Annotated in this window: 14 protein-coding genes; 9 read left to right on the forward strand and 5 right to left on the reverse strand. The window is 48.0% G+C overall.

Annotation, left to right across the window (positions count from 1 at the left end; genetic code table 11):
• Nucleotides 1–393 precede the first annotated feature (393 nt).
• The gene (locus tag AN477_RS10680) at nucleotides 394–2,160 is read left to right on the forward strand and encodes a TOTE conflict system archaeo-eukaryotic primase domain-containing protein (protein ID WP_054969144.1); all 1,767 of its coding nucleotides are present in this window, start codon (nucleotides 394–396) and stop codon (nucleotides 2,158–2,160) included.
• Nucleotides 2,161–2,378: 218 nt separating this feature from the next.
• Here AN477_RS10680 and AN477_RS10685 read toward each other — a convergent pair whose 3' ends face one another.
• Genes AN477_RS10685 through AN477_RS24465 form a run of 4 tightly spaced genes read right to left on the reverse strand, consistent with a single transcriptional unit; the run spans nucleotide 2,379 to nucleotide 5,721 of the window.
• Nucleotides 2,379–3,935, reverse strand: coding sequence for a recombinase family protein (locus tag AN477_RS10685; protein ID WP_054969145.1), 1,557 nt, complete (start codon nucleotides 3,933–3,935; stop codon nucleotides 2,379–2,381).
• Nucleotides 3,919–5,325 (reverse strand): recombinase family protein, encoded by a 1,407-nt coding sequence (locus AN477_RS10690; RefSeq protein ID WP_054969146.1) that lies wholly within the window; start codon nucleotides 5,323–5,325, stop codon nucleotides 3,919–3,921. Before AN477_RS10690 ends, AN477_RS10685 begins: the two co-directional genes overlap by 17 nt.
• A gap of 3 nt (nucleotides 5,326–5,328) precedes the next feature.
• Complete coding sequence (locus AN477_RS10695) at nucleotides 5,329–5,514, reverse strand: hypothetical protein (RefSeq protein WP_054969147.1); 186 nt, start codon at nucleotides 5,512–5,514, stop codon at nucleotides 5,329–5,331.
• Nucleotides 5,515–5,571: 57 nt separating this feature from the next.
• On the reverse strand, nucleotides 5,572–5,721 hold the full coding sequence (locus AN477_RS24465; protein ID WP_157061905.1) for a hypothetical protein: 150 nt from the start codon (nucleotides 5,719–5,721) through the stop codon (nucleotides 5,572–5,574).
• A gap of 409 nt (nucleotides 5,722–6,130) precedes the next feature.
• On the opposite strand from AN477_RS24465, the gene AN477_RS10700 reads away from it, so the two are divergent.
• From AN477_RS10700 to AN477_RS10715, 5 genes are all read left to right on the forward strand, one after another.
• A complete protein-coding gene (locus tag AN477_RS10700; protein WP_054969148.1) occupies nucleotides 6,131–6,316 on the forward strand; it encodes a hypothetical protein in 186 nt (61 codons plus the stop codon).
• A 78-nt stretch (nucleotides 6,317–6,394) separates the two neighbouring features.
• A complete protein-coding gene (locus tag AN477_RS10705; protein ID WP_054969149.1) occupies nucleotides 6,395–6,766 on the forward strand; it encodes a recombinase family protein in 372 nt (123 codons plus the stop codon).
• Between the two features lie 73 nt (nucleotides 6,767–6,839).
• On the forward strand, nucleotides 6,840–7,091 hold the full coding sequence (locus AN477_RS10710; RefSeq protein WP_054969150.1) for a hypothetical protein: 252 nt from the start codon (nucleotides 6,840–6,842) through the stop codon (nucleotides 7,089–7,091).
• A 175-nt stretch (nucleotides 7,092–7,266) separates the two neighbouring features.
• Nucleotides 7,267–7,434, forward strand: coding sequence for a hypothetical protein (locus AN477_RS24470; protein WP_157061906.1), 168 nt, complete (start codon nucleotides 7,267–7,269; stop codon nucleotides 7,432–7,434).
• On the forward strand, nucleotides 7,412–9,175 hold the full coding sequence (locus AN477_RS10715) for a recombinase family protein (protein WP_054969151.1): 1,764 nt from the start codon (nucleotides 7,412–7,414) through the stop codon (nucleotides 9,173–9,175). The genes AN477_RS24470 and AN477_RS10715 overlap by 23 nt, the downstream gene beginning before the upstream one ends.
• A gap of 282 nt (nucleotides 9,176–9,457) precedes the next feature.
• Here AN477_RS10715 and AN477_RS10720 read toward each other — a convergent pair whose 3' ends face one another.
• Nucleotides 9,458–9,898, reverse strand: a complete 441-nt coding sequence (locus tag AN477_RS10720; RefSeq protein WP_157061907.1) for a hypothetical protein — start codon at nucleotides 9,896–9,898, stop codon at nucleotides 9,458–9,460.
• Between the two features lie 186 nt (nucleotides 9,899–10,084).
• Here AN477_RS10720 and AN477_RS10725 point away from each other — a divergent pair, with 186 nt between their 5' ends.
• Genes AN477_RS10725 through AN477_RS10735 form a run of 3 tightly spaced genes read left to right on the forward strand, consistent with a single transcriptional unit; the run spans nucleotide 10,085 to nucleotide 13,819 of the window.
• A complete protein-coding gene (locus AN477_RS10725) occupies nucleotides 10,085–11,533 on the forward strand; it encodes a spore germination protein (RefSeq protein ID WP_054969153.1) in 1,449 nt (482 codons plus the stop codon).
• Between the two features lie 4 nt (nucleotides 11,534–11,537).
• Nucleotides 11,538–12,644 (forward strand): GerAB/ArcD/ProY family transporter, encoded by a 1,107-nt coding sequence (locus tag AN477_RS10730; protein ID WP_054969154.1) that lies wholly within the window; start codon nucleotides 11,538–11,540, stop codon nucleotides 12,642–12,644.
• A complete protein-coding gene (locus tag AN477_RS10735; protein WP_054969155.1) occupies nucleotides 12,641–13,819 on the forward strand; it encodes a Ger(x)C family spore germination protein in 1,179 nt (392 codons plus the stop codon). Before AN477_RS10730 ends, AN477_RS10735 begins: the two co-directional genes overlap by 4 nt.
• The last annotated feature ends 323 nt before the right edge of the window (nucleotides 13,820–14,142 follow it).

The raw sequence follows: 14,142 nt of genomic DNA on the forward strand, positions 1-14,142 counted from the left end.
CCGCAGATTTGATAACTTGTCTGCTAGGCTTGTATATCAGTTGTCTCTTGTGAGAGTCTCCCGACAGAGAGCTTCTTCGAAGTATCAGTGTGACATGGAGTTCTCATCAGGCATCTCCTCTGCACATCAGGGATTCGTAGCATACGGATATCTTCTTTCTTATCTCCCCTACTCCTTGCCATTCATCTCTTACAAAGCATACCGGAACGTGCAGTTTCAATGATCTATCGAACCTTGACCACAGCCCGGCAACTTGCAACCTATGAGACTTTTACGTTCTGTTCTTTATTACCCCTATTCCTTCACAGAGCTGTTCAAACTTTTTCGTGAAGCACTTGTATCTTGCCACAAAGACCCTGTACGCTCGCCCCCAATCAAAAAGGGGGTGTTGACATGTACAAAGAATCGATGACAGTTGAACAAGCGCAAGACAAGATGATTACTCTATTGAAGGGACACCCAGTCCAGTGTGCTCTCTGTGATCGTGAGTTCAATCGGATTACTCCAGGTCATATCAAAACGCATGGTGAATATCTGCGCTCAAAGAAGAAATTGAAGTGGTATCGACCAAAGAATAAGCCTACGGGAACAACGACGGGAACAACGAAGCCACTCACGGATGATGTTACTGACACGTGGCTAAGTCGGGACGAAACATTGATGGAAACTTATGAGCGCCTATACGGAGGAAAGGACCTGCTCAGTGCCTGTGTGACAAAATTGCTCGAATTGTATCAACCGCATAAAGGAAAGTGGCTAGTAATGGACAAACCACTCTTCCCCCGATATGCCTCATGGCACCAAGTCTCGTCGGATAATCCAGCCTTCGTACCGAACCGTCTTTGCGCAAGCGTCTTACGGGATCATCTGTTGCTGAAATGCACCGTAGGAGTCTTCGCTAGAAACCAGTACAAGACACATTTCGTCACATGGGATATTGACGCCAAGCCACTGGCGGACGATACAACCTGGGATCACGAAGAAGGAGCTCGGACAGCGACGGTCTCTGTCACCACACTTCTTCGACGATGGAACCTTCATCCGCACGTCATCCTAAGTGGACGGAAGGGCTACCACGTAACTGTCTTCTTTCAAACTAGGATCTCCATCAAAGCAGCGATGAATTTGTATCAAGCCATCTTGCAACATCCACTGGGTCCCCAAATGCGCCGAGGACTCAAAATTGAGTGCCTGCCGCTGCAGAGAGGAAATAAGCTACCCCTAAGCATCAACTGGCGCACAGAACGGTTCTGCGGCTTTCTCGATCCTTTCACCCTGGAAGCCCTTGAAAATCCGTATCAATATCTACTGGAAATCATCCCAGATGCGCCAGAGCTACTCTGGGAAATCGAAGACCAGGACTTGATGGACAGGAAACGAGAGAATACGATCCTGTCGAAATTGATATGGGGCAAAGATGCAACTGAGCAGGCATACAAAGTTGGCATCGTAGAACCAGGAACCAGACATGACACACTCGTTCGTGTGGCAGCGTATTTGCGCAATACTCCTGGATTGTGTCCAGACTCTCTGGACGAGCTAGTAGAGGCTTTGACGGAATGGTCCCGAGGGCAGTATGAAGAGCATCGGGAGAACATCGGCACATCTTGGATCGAACACCTTGCAGATGTAAAACGAGTGGCAAAATACGTTTGGACCCATCCCCTGACGGCTGGTACACCCCGAGTGATCAAGATTACGGCTGCAACCGTTCACTGGATAAGAGCCCAATCCCCAGTTCTAGCGGAACAGCAAGTTCTTGTGTATGCGTGGTTTCGTATGGCGTGTGTGGGAGAGCAATTCTTTCTAGGGTACGAGGAGACAAGGAAGAGAACAAAACTTGCCAAAAGCACTCTGGACAAGGCAATGAAAGCACTCAAGCAAAAAGGAGTTATTGTCGTCGTAAAAAACTACTATCATTCGGCCAGCGGGATTGTTCCATCCCGAACGACAATGTACCGGTTCGCAGATTCTCCTAAACCAAACAGTCTCCAGACTGCACTCGTCACTTTGAAAAAGGACGACGAATGGGATTCCTCATTATGGTTCAGATTGCTCTGCACAGTCTTCACAGTCGAGGAACTGAAGCGCTTTTACCCGCACAGCTACCACCGTATTCTGAGAGCTGAACCATTGCCTATTGGGCGGTCGGCGGCCTGAACAAACGGTGGATGTAGAAGAAACGCATTTTGCGTTTCTTCGGTACATTGCATTCCCTCTAAAACGTTCCTCGCCGTATTCGGTTTTTTACCCATCACTTGGTTTGTACCTTCGGCAAAGCACCCGTCTAGGGATCCCTCGACGTGTCAAAAACCGAATGAAATTCGGAAAAACGGCGCACTACTGCGGGATTTTATGGCTTTGCTGTGAAGACCATCTCAAGCTCCCTGTGGCTCTTTCGGTTTTTCACCCACTGTATCAGCGCTAAATTCGGTTAAGCGCCCAATACTCTCCTGAAGGGTCACAAACGGTGACAAACGGAAGCAAATTGACACTTTCGTCACAGCCGTGAATTCCACTTCAACACGTTGAATGATGAAGAAGCCAAAAGTTCGTCGCTCAGTGGAGCCTAACAGACTTACCCAGTCCGGCTCCAGCAACCTCTGAATCCAAGCGTCAAACGTGACAGGTTGCTCAAGTACCGCCACCTTCTCCAGAAGGGATATTGCGCTCTGGAGTTTCTCCGTTGCGACAGTCTCCCGTAGAGAGATAATCTTTTGCCATTGCTCAGCATGCGGGGCTGAGGGTGATAACGTAGCCCGCTGATATCGTGCTTCCTCTAGCTCAGCTTTCGCTTGCCGTTGAACGTCAACAAGCTCCTTCTTCCAGCGGAGGAGGGTGTTTCGTGCCTCGTTTTTGAATGCGTTGAAGTGTCCAGGCCATTCTCGGCCAATCTGGTCCAAAACCACCTCATCGAGCTTGGTAGTTTCGACTTTTTGTCCACATGATGGACAGACGTAGTGAACGTAGCGTTTTGGAGAGCGGGCGGGCGTACTGTCTTTGACTTGCAACCCATCTCCACACTTCTTGCAACACGCCAGTCCTTGAAGTAAATTTGGCGTGTTAAATTTCATCCCCGTTTCCTTCTTGACAGTACGAAGTTCGTGAACAATATCCCATAGCGGTCGAGGAACAATAGCATCAACCTGTCCCTGAAACAAATCGTATTGTCCTACCGACTTGCGAGAACTGTTCGAGTATCCTTTTCGCCGGTTCCATGCGATGTCACCGCAATACACAGGGTTGTTCAGCATGACATCAATTGTACTTGCCCCCCAGTCTCCCGATTTTGGGGAAGGGACGCCAGCTTGAGTCAGCATGCTGGCAATCTGAGCATCTGAATACCCCCACGAGGCGATGTGGAAAATGAATAGCGCCAAGCTAGCAGTTTCGCTAGGTACCAGAGCACCATCTGCCCATCGATACCCGTATGGCGCAGGTGCCCCCGGTCTTCGGGGACCTCGTGGATCACACAGCAACATCGTTTGTGCGTCAAGCGCACGTGTGGATTTCATGGCAGAGTCATTTTGTGCCATCAGGAGTTGTGCCTGAACAACCGGTTCCTTTGGATCCCACAGGGTTCCTGTTGTTGCGTTAAAGAATTCACATTGGGGCTTACGCTCCTTAATGGGATTGAATACCTCCAAAACAAAGTCAGACATTTGCCTGCTGATGCGACTTTCGTCGTAAAAGAAGACTCCGCATACCTCATCCTGATCCAACACGGTGGACAGAAGTGCCCGCATTGCATCCCGTTTCAGGGCTGGTTTACGATATGCACTCACAGCGTCATCGATAAACCAGTCGGTAATCTCGAATGCATTCCTATCAGCGCACCTTAGGATTTGAGAGCGCTGAATGTCCAGCGAATGATTCTGTAGCTGTCGATTACTCGACCGACGCAAATAACCAACACCCTTACGCCGTAGCTCCATGGTCTTCACCTCCGTTCAAAAATAGACTGTAGTATGCCAACAGTTCAATTCGATCTGGAAAGACGAGAACTTGACGAAATAACATTGAGGCGAGGGATCGAACTGCCCCCTTGTCCTGCATGCGAGTCGACAAAGCGTGTTGCACCAGGTCCATAAGGCCTGTGATGTCCAGAGAATAACCTGCTTGAAGCTGTTGGATTTTTTCGGACAGAGAGGCACTTTGCACTTCAAGGGACTCAATCTCTCGCAGTGCATGTTCAACCAACTTATTATCGAACCCTGGTGAGAATCTTCTTGCAAATGCCAAGGACTTTTCATGGCATTCCTCTATCACCCTGAATCTTTCGGATTCAAGCTTGCGAATATGCCTCCGAATAAACCCGCTGCAGGTCTGCCTCAGTGCGTCGACATTAAGTTCCGCAACTCGTGTTGATATTTGCTCCAGGACAACCTCATCGAGCCATGCAAGATCAATAATGTTCGCTCGGTGACCTCCCCTTCGGCATTCGTAGCGTGGCTCATGGCCCACGGATGATTTCTGCGCCATTGCTGATCCACACAAACCGCAAATTGGATGAATAATTCCTTCGACAACCTGGTCTAGCGCTCGACCTGTCCATTCTGCGAGGTCAGTCATCTTTTCCTGAACGGCGGTGAATGTCTCCAAGGATATGATGGGTTCAACGTGTGGAAGCGAGTGGTATGTCCCATAGCGTCGAACATGTCCGGCGTAAAATGGGTTCTGAAGCATCTTTAGCGCCTGTGCCTCAGTACGGCGGAGAATCCTGCGCAGACTTTCAAATCTCGCCATAAATTCTTCGAAGCTCCGTACAGATGAAATATCGCCAAACATCTCAGTTATCGCATCAGCATGCCTGGGGTCCCTAAAGTAACGAACATATCCGTCGTCCCCCCGGATTCGCTTATATCCAAAGAGCTGTGCTGGATATTCCTTTACTGCGTCCGATACTCGCCTTTGAATCGCCTGTGCCTCGGCTCCAGCGGCGATGGCAGAAATGCCTTCAACCAACAGATTTCCTTCAAACGCTCTAGCCGAGGCGGCTGTGAAGACTACTTCCACCTTTCGAGATATGAGCAGCTTCGCAATCTCCACATATTCATAGGGATCTCGGGCAAGTCGATCACGCTCATAACAGATCAATGTTCCGATCTGTCCGCTGCGAATGAGAGTAAGCATGCGCTGTAGCTCTGGCCGTTTGGACATCGGGACCTTCGCTGCGGAAACTCCGTGGTCGACAAAAACAAGCAGTCGGTCACGTGGTACTTGTCGCAAAATAGGCTCTGCGGCAGCATGTTGCATCCTTTCATCTTGCGCATCTGTACTCACCCTTACATAAAATGCGTAATACGTGCCACCGTCCAAATTCATGATTCACACCTCCTCACTCGATATTGGAGCGCCATCTTGAAGCCTGGTGCTCATGAGGAAGTGTGCAACATCTTTTGGGGCAAGCTCAAGTTTTACAGATAAGAGATGTTCTACGAGCCGCCGTATCCATTCATCGGCTGGAGCAAGATCATTTTCATACTCAATGCGTACTACACGAATTTCATTCACGATGTATCCCTCCAGGAAGTCTAGTATCTCTACTAGAATTCCCGGAACTTTACTTTACTAGACCTGTTTCTGGTCTTTTTCAAACACTTGGTCCTCTTCACACATGTCCAGATGAAGCGATAACTGCATGCATCCGTCATGTCGGGGCACGACGATTACATCAATGTCACTGCCTGGCATCTTGAGCTTCTCGAGAATCTGCATCATGTTTTATCACCTCCTCACCGTATGGATTAATCAATTGGAATTGGTTCAACACGAACTCAGACACTCCCAACCTCCGAGCAGCCTCATATAAATTCTCCCAATCGATTTCTGTTTGTTTGATGCTCATGCCCCCACCTCCCATTCACATTTGAGGTTATTTCAGCGGACCTTTCCTCGTAATTGCAAGTCCGATACCTTCATTTCAAATTCCCTCGCTGTAAATTTGGACTTATCTCGTAGCAACCTTGTACGGTATCCCCGTAAGCAACGCACTTGACGTCTGAGGTTCCCGTCGTTCACCGGCCAACTCCGAAACCCGAAATCGTAAATTTGGACAATAGGACATCAGGCCAGGTAAGGTGCTTCACAGAAGCAACAACATCCAAACCACGGAAGGGGGCAATGCCAAATGTCACAAGACACCGTTCAAAACCGCTACGACTTCGGCCAACAATTTGTCGAAACGGTCCTACAAAAAGCCTATGAGGGCCTTCAAGAGCTTGAACGAGCGAAGCGTTCCGCACGAGCAAAAGAAGCATGGATGCGCAGGAAGGAACGGCTTACCGCAATCGAGGCTATGGGACCGAAATCGTAAATCTGGACTTATCTTCACCAACTTGGATACAGTGCAGTTCAGGAGCAAGGACTCCACATCTGAAAGGGGAAATGCCAAATGTCAAACAGTACACAAACCAATCCAACTCTCAACAAAAATCTCCAGCCTCAAAACGAAGCATTCATCTATGTCCGCTCTGCACATGCGAACCAGCTTCAGCTCCAATCCCAAGTGAGATCGTTGCAAGAACAAGCCACAACGCTCGACTTCATCTGTGAACAAGCATTTGAAGACCGTTGTTCTGGAATGACAGAACCAACGATGCGGCCTGGATTCCTCAACCTCATCAAAGCCATTCAAGACACGCCCACAGTCTCAGCAATTCTGGTCTCAGACCATGCCCGCATTTCCCGGTCTCTAGCAGACCTCTCTGTAATTGAGAATCTTCTCAAAGATTTTGGTGTGGACATCATTTACGCCGAGGAATAAGCGGACTGACTTGTTCATGGCTCATCAGGAAATGCAGTCCGAAACTCATTTTAATTGAACAGGGGGAGTCACAATGATGAAGACAAATTCCAAATCAAAGGCGCTGCTATCCACGAAAAAGAGGCCGGCAAGACTTCGGGCTGCTATCTATCTCGGAAAGTATACAAAAACTTTCCTAGAGAGTGCAGCTAAATCTCCCGTCCTTTCCTATTGGCTCATCCAAGATGCCCATGTCCACTGGGTGATGACTGGACATGCAGAGGTTCCATTGGACTTCTCACTCCGGTTAATAGATTGGCGATTCGGATTCACTATTGCTGCGTAAGAAAGTGAAGCTTCTATCGGGTGAGCCGGGGCTTGGTAACCCCTCGACTCACCCGCCAACATATCCCGGTAACACATTACATTGCGAATTCAACTAAAAGACTTGCAGAGTCTTGGCAACATTGTTCAAGTTGAATCTCGCAAAAAATCAAGGAGGTTTGAGAGGAGGAGTTCCTGTGCAGACTACTCGTAAAGACGAAGTAATTAGCTACGAGTTCAAGACTACTGAGTGTAGTCCACCACGTTTGGTAGACAAACAAGTGAATGTGACTGCCACTCTGATTGAACGGTGGATGGTTGCGAATCGTGAGGTGAAGATAAGTGACACAAAACGAATTGCGTAGATTCAAGTACACTGCCAGGCGCCCAGCTTTTGCCTACAAGCGAAGAAGTAAAGAAGATGAGACGGGCAACTCGATGGCCGCCCAAGAGAAGGCCATTCGTGAACGTTTTGAACCTGAAGGGTTTGAAATTGTCCGATGGTTCTCTGACGAACACAGCGCTTTTCGGTACTCTAACGGTCGTGACGGTATTTCGCAGTTAATGCGTGAACTGGATAATCACCCTGAGGTAAAGGATGTATTGGTCGAACAATTTGACCGGTTAGGGCGGGACCCGGACCACGTAGGTTGGCTTCGACAAGAACTCAAAAACCGCAATGTGCGCATCCATTACGCAGTACAGAAATACGACGCTTCTAAGCCGGACGGAATGATCATGCAACAGGTGAATACGGGTCTGTCCGCAGCAGAATCCATGCGGATTGCTGAAAAGACGCACAGTCGCATGCTCGCCAACTTCCGTCAACGGGATGCCGAGACTGGATGGCAGTTAAAAAATGGTGGTCGCCCACAGTATGGGTACAAGATTGTTCATTTGAAATATTACCATGGCCCTAAGATAAAGTTCCGCAGCATCTGGGAAATAGACGAGAGTTCCGCAGCAATCCTTCGCCGAATTGTCGTCGACATGCGTATCGGGCGGAACATGAGCTATGAAGAGATTCGAGATGAATTGAACGCAGACGGCATCCCTAGTCCAGAGGGCGGACTGTGGACAAAATCAACCATGCACGAGCTTTTCCGCCGGGACCGACTTCTTGGTGCAGCCGGGGTCGCTATTTGGAACAGGGAGAACAAGAAGGATGACACCATTCGGGAAGAGAAGGGGAAATTTAAGCCCGAAGAAGAATGGGTCAAAGTTGAGAATGCTCACCCTCCCATCCTAACTATGGAGGAAGTAGAGCTGGCTACTGCTTTGGGAGCACAAAGGGGGCCTCGAACCTTCACGCCACGGACAGATGCAAGTCCTTACCTGTTCTCGGGGGTGAACGCCGAGGGAGAAATTATGTTTCGTTGTGCTCGCTGTGGTGGACACATGGTCAGCTACCAAAAGTCCAAAGGCAAGAGCTACTACGCCTGCAGTCATGCGACCAACCAAGGTAAAAATGGCATTTGCGGTCCGGTCGTCAAAGTCTCAAAAGAGACTCTTGAGAGTGACATCATCCAGCAAGTGATGGCAAGGTACTCGAGCCACGAATTTGTATCGCTGGTGCTAGAACGAGTCAACGACATTATCCAAGACCTGAACATGCACGGAGGAAACGAGCTAAAATCACTTGATAAGGCCATTGACCAAGTTCGGCGAAAGATGAACAACCTTCTCGGAACGCTTCAGATGACAGGGCCATCTGTCACACTGGCTGAAGCATTCAAAGCTGCTGAGACAGAGAAAGAACGACTTGAGCAAAAACGGAAGGCGCTACTCGTTGAGGTTCAGCCTATTGCCCCGATTACCGAAACAGAGTTGCAGGGGTTACTCGACAACTTCTCTGAGGTGATGCAAGCAGGTACCAACAAGCAGCGCCGTGAGATGATACGTGCTTTCGTTTCACACATGATTTTTGATCCGGATTCCCGCCAGATTGAAGTATTCTTCTGGCCGTCCCCTCCTCTGGGGCCGGATCCTTACATGCAAAAGGCGAAGCACATTTTTCTGTGCTTCGCCCGGATTTCGGATGGTGGAGGCGAAGCTTCACCCTTAAAAAACCTGTCAATCACGACTGAAATCAGGTACCGAAAATAAGGCTTTTCAAATCAAGCGATTTGACTCAGGGTACTCACAGTGAGCATATACTACCTCCCTGTGAGTACCTAACACCTCACGCGTGCTGTTGAAACCTCCTTGTTTCTACAGTATCCGCCCCATGTCTTCAAACGCTAGCCTACCGGCTGTGAAGACGGTATTCCTCATTGGCAACTGCCTCCCAGTTTGAACTGAGATCAGTTATTTCCTGTTCATCCTGTCGAGATACCAAATGCATCAGCTACACGACTCCCTCAGCACGTGACCTGTGGTATCAAGGAATTAGACAATTTGTATAGCCATAGTTGTAAAATGTTGGTGCCCACGTTGTTCAACAGACTTGATATCTCCCAAATCACGTAGGTCTCCTTGAATAATGTAAAACAATGGTCCGCCATTCAATAAATGGGTGATCTCCGACACCACAAAACATCCTGTCACAGCTCCCACGTAAGGATCCCCTACGGCCACTCTAGCTATGTCGACCAACCTACAATCGTCGAGTCCCGCATCACCGAGCGTTTGATAAGCAGACGGCAGCGAGTTTACATCAACACTCTTCTGTTGATTGTCTCCTCCAAGAGATGTCGGGTCGATGAGTCCCGGAAATGTATGAATACCTAACTGCATGCAGGTTTCATGGCTGTCGCCTAATCCGGCTTCGATGCTATACCTGAAGTGGTTGGACCCAAGCGCACGCCTCGCTGCCATGTTATCTGGCAAACACAAGCACATCTCAGGCTCATCGCCGTAAGGTGACGTTTCCTCCGAAAACAACCGTTCACAGATGGTGGTCTGAAAGCCTATGCGTCGGCTTGCACACCCCAAAGGTCACAGCCTGCCTGCATTATCATTGAGTTCTTGGGCAACCTACGGTTAAACGCTGGAGTGACAAAGGATGTAGGGATTTTGACTATATATCACAAGACGACCCACATGCTGTTACACCGTATTCATCCGTCGTTTGATGTCGTAGTGAGACCAGTACCGAATGCCAAATTGGACGTGGTGTTTATTTCAACGATTGTCGATTTGACCCGAGTTGAAGACCGATTATTAAAGCCACTTACTCATACCTCCATCAAGCGAATACGAAACTTATCGGTTTGGTTAAATGACACATTGAATTTGGCGAGCATCAAAAGAGCCTCAACTGTCGCTGAAGCCATACAGGCGCTTTTCGATAATAACGCAGTTTTGTGCTCTTCAAACGAGTATTTTGTTATCGGGGTTCAGGGATTAACTCGAAGAACGCCTGAAGAACCAGCAACTGAAGTTGCAATCCGAGGTCCCCGTGACGGTTTTACGGAGTCTATCGATACAAACATATCTCTACTTCGTACGAGGATGAAAAACCCTGATTTGACTTTCGACAAATTTGTTATCGGCGAGCGTTCAAAGACAACCGTATTGTTGACGTATATTCGTGACTTGGCAAATGCCGATCTTGTACAAGAATCCACAAATCGGCTCAGACAAGTCAAGATTGATGGTTTACTGGATGCTGGGATATTGGAACAATGGATAGAAGACAATCACTGGAGTCCGTATCCGCAAATCCAGGCGACTGAACGCCCTGACAAAGTAGCGGCGGCATTGTTAGAAGGAAGACTCGCCTTTTTTGTGGATGGAACTCCATTTGTATTGTTAGCACCTGCGGTATTCATATCGTTTTTCCAAACCTCAGATGACTATACCCAAAGATGGTGGTCTGGAACAGCACTTCGAACAATTAGACTCATTGCCCTCTTTGTGTCTATATTCATTCCTTCATTTTACATTGCACTCACAATGTTTAATCCTGAGTTAATGCCCCTAAACATGACTTTACAATTAGCTGCGACACGAGAAGGAATCCCTCTTCCTATTGTCATGGAAGCCATCACGATGGAAGTTATGGTGGAACTCGTTCGTGAAGCTGGAAACCGAATGCCTCAACAAATGGGACAATCATACACCATTGTAGGTGGACTGGTCATCGGGGATATCGCAGTTAAAGCCGGCATTGTCAGTCCTATCATGGTTGTTGCGGTGGGTTTGACAGCTCTCGGGGCATTTGCCATTCCCAATTACGAAGCGGCTTTGGTGACCCGTATGATCCGGTTCCCTATGCTGATTGCGACATCCCTATTCGGCATCATCGGGACTCTTGGCTTTGCACTTATCTTTGTGGCCCACTTGTCAACCTTAAAATCATTCGGCGTACCCTATCTGACGCCGTTCGGACAACTGTCGCTTCCAGACCTGAAGGATACTTTTGCTCGACCTCCTGTTCAGGTGACTACCTTACGACCAGCCACTTACTTGAGTCCTCGTAGTTGGCTGGGCAGAGCAAGATATCGTGTCAGGAAGGACTGATTAAATGATCAGGAATGCGAATGCAAATGTACTGACAGGTTTATTGTTTGAGTCATTACTGGGAACAGGGACAATGGAATGGATACCCCAGTGGACTGCTAAGTTCCATACAGCAGTCTGGCTAGTGCTCTCTCTGTATACAATTCTGTTATTCTCCACAGGGTTGATTATCCTGTACATTTCGAAGCATATTTCGAACAACGAATGTATTGGATGTACGTTGTTTGATGCGTTTTTCGGTCGTATATTGGGATGGGTTCTTAATTTCATTTTGGTTGGGTTTCTCATCCTGGGGGCGAGCAAAGCGTTCTTGACTGGTCTGGATTTGATTCATTATACCACGCTCCCTTACACACCGAAGATTGCATTGGTGTTATTCGCATTATCAGTGCCCCTTCAGCTTCTTTATGCAGGCTACGAATCACTATTCCGGTTTCAAACTGTGTTACTTGTTCCGGCTCTCTTTTTAGCTGTGGTGTTACTATTCATCAGCCTACGAAGTGCGGATTTTAGGAACTTACTGCCGATAACCGCCCCTCCGTCATTATGGACTGTCGATCCTCTGAAGGCAGTCATGGACTTGTTACAAGGGCTGATTCTTTTTATGGTCTATATCCCCTTGTTCATTCAACTCAGAGTGTCTTATCAGGGGACAATGCGGGCTGTTCTCTTTGCTGGTATCGGTATCGTGTTATTGAATGCATTGAATCTACTTGTCGTATTAACTGCATTTGGGTCGTTCGAGGCTTCTACACTGCATTACCCAGTATTAGAGGCGGTACGAATTCAAAAAATGACGGGGCCGCTGTTGGAACGTCTCGACTTAGTTTTTCTGATGCCCGTATCAGTTGCGGTTATGTCGGCAGTGAACCTCTATGCATATGGAGCTTATCATGTGTTGTCACGGTACATACCGTCAAGAAAACGGATTGCCCTAATCTTCGTGGTTGTGTCGATGCTGACATTTGTATTCATACCAAGCAACTTTGAATTTGTAAGTGACGTTTACGAATCTATGATGAGAACTTTGGAGGTAATCCTCGTTGGTTCCTTGCCCGTTATGCTCGTCAAACAACGATTGCAGATTGTAGAAAGGCATGTCAAAAAGTGAGCCGTCATCGCTTTATCAAATTGGTTCTTGCGGTTGCCCTGATCTTTTTGTTACCAGGTTGTTGGGATGGGGTTGAACTACAGAAGCGGGCCATTGTGCTCATGATTGGAGTCGACCCAAGTCAACAAGGCGATCATAACGTGACGGTGAGTTTACAAATAGCCCGTCCGCAAAAATTCGGTTCCTCGCCTGAAGCTTCAACGGGGTCAGGAGACGAAAATACTGTAGTCGTAAGCAGGAATGGTGTTGATGTCATTGATGCAATCCGCAAAATTCAACTCAGCATTGACCGCACACTCTTCTTTGGGCACGTACGTGGGCTTGTCGTCAATCAATGCGTGGCACAAGATGGCGTAATGGCTTACGTTACTCCACTGTTGCAAGCCCGTATGGCATCCAGAGAAACGTGGCTTTTTATATCGAAAAATCCGGCCGAAAATGTCTTGCACTATACGCCGTCCTTGGATTCTGTTCCATCCACATATCTCTCAAACTTCTTTGAAAATAGGCTGCTCCTAACTCGACCATATCAAGCGACCTTGGGGGGATTCCATCAAAGATTGGTGACTCCAGGAGTTGAACCCTTTGCGATATGGATCGGAGAAGGGGATAAGGCACTGTCTGCACCTGCAATTGAAGGCTTCGCCGTCTTCTCCGAAGACAAGTTTGTTGGGGGACTGAATCAGAAACAAGCGGTAGGGTGGCAATTTATCGAAAATCAGTTCCCTAAATCACCCCTGACTTTTCGTTGTTCAAAGGAGCAACCAGGGCAATTCATTGTTGACGTGAAGTCTGTGAAAAGTCGGATCCGTGCGTCCAAGGGGAAAGATGGCCAACCACGAGCTACAATCGTCATCCGGTTGAACGGTTGGATTGAAGGCGGTACTTGCGTGAAGACAACCAATCAAAAGGAGCTAAAAGCATTGATCCAGCAAGTCCAATCCGAAGTTGAGACGATGGTTCAATCCAGCATCAAACAGTGCCAGCAATTGAACTCAGACTCTTTGGGAGTGGGGCAACAGTTGTATCGTTTTTCGCCCAAAGTGTGGAAAGGTGATACATGGTGGAGCGAAACTTTCCCGCACATTCAGACCACGGTCCAGGTTCAAGTTCAACTTGATTTTTTGCAGACATACAAAGATATCCACTTTAACCCAAAGACATCCACACTATAATTGCATTTTCTACACCGGAACGTATCAAGACGCCGAAGCCAGAAAAACCGTCCACAGATCATCGCAACAGGGTGTGTATAGAGCTCCTGGGACGATTACCATTCGAATACAGCAGCGCAACGAGAGGGCGACCGAATCGTATATGAAAAATCAATCAATGGCAACGGAAGACTCAAGGGGCTCCCACCGCAGTTTGCATGCCTTCGACGCAAATGGATCACGAATTCACCGGCTTTCATCGCTGGTATATCAGAACCGGATCAACAGACTATCCAGCCCATTTTCACAAGAGGCAGAAAGTTGTCAACCGATATTTGTGGATA

The organism is Paenalicyclobacillus ferrooxydans (assembly GCF_001399675.1).
GTDB lineage: Bacteria > Bacillota > Bacilli > Alicyclobacillales > Alicyclobacillaceae > Alicyclobacillus_B > Alicyclobacillus_B ferrooxydans.

Excerpts from the sequence above, each read along its gene's own strand:
- AN477_RS10680 (WP_054969144.1), top strand. The coding sequence starts at position 394 with ATGTACAAAGAATCGATGACAGTTGAACAAGCGCAAGACAAGATGATT.
- AN477_RS10685 (WP_054969145.1), bottom strand. The coding sequence starts at position 3,935 with ATGGAGCTACGGCGTAAGGGTGTTGGTTATTTGCGTCGGTCGAGTAAT.
- AN477_RS10690 (WP_054969146.1), bottom strand. The coding sequence starts at position 5,325 with ATGAATTTGGACGGTGGCACGTATTACGCATTTTATGTAAGGGTGAGT.
- AN477_RS24465 (WP_157061905.1), bottom strand. The coding sequence starts at position 5,721 with ATGATGCAGATTCTCGAGAAGCTCAAGATGCCAGGCAGTGACATTGAT.
- AN477_RS10700 (WP_054969148.1), top strand. The coding sequence starts at position 6,131 with ATGTCACAAGACACCGTTCAAAACCGCTACGACTTCGGCCAACAATTT.
- AN477_RS10705 (WP_054969149.1), top strand. The coding sequence starts at position 6,395 with ATGTCAAACAGTACACAAACCAATCCAACTCTCAACAAAAATCTCCAG.
- AN477_RS10710 (WP_054969150.1), top strand. The coding sequence starts at position 6,840 with ATGATGAAGACAAATTCCAAATCAAAGGCGCTGCTATCCACGAAAAAG.
- AN477_RS10730 (WP_054969154.1), top strand. The coding sequence starts at position 11,538 with ATGATCAGGAATGCGAATGCAAATGTACTGACAGGTTTATTGTTTGAG.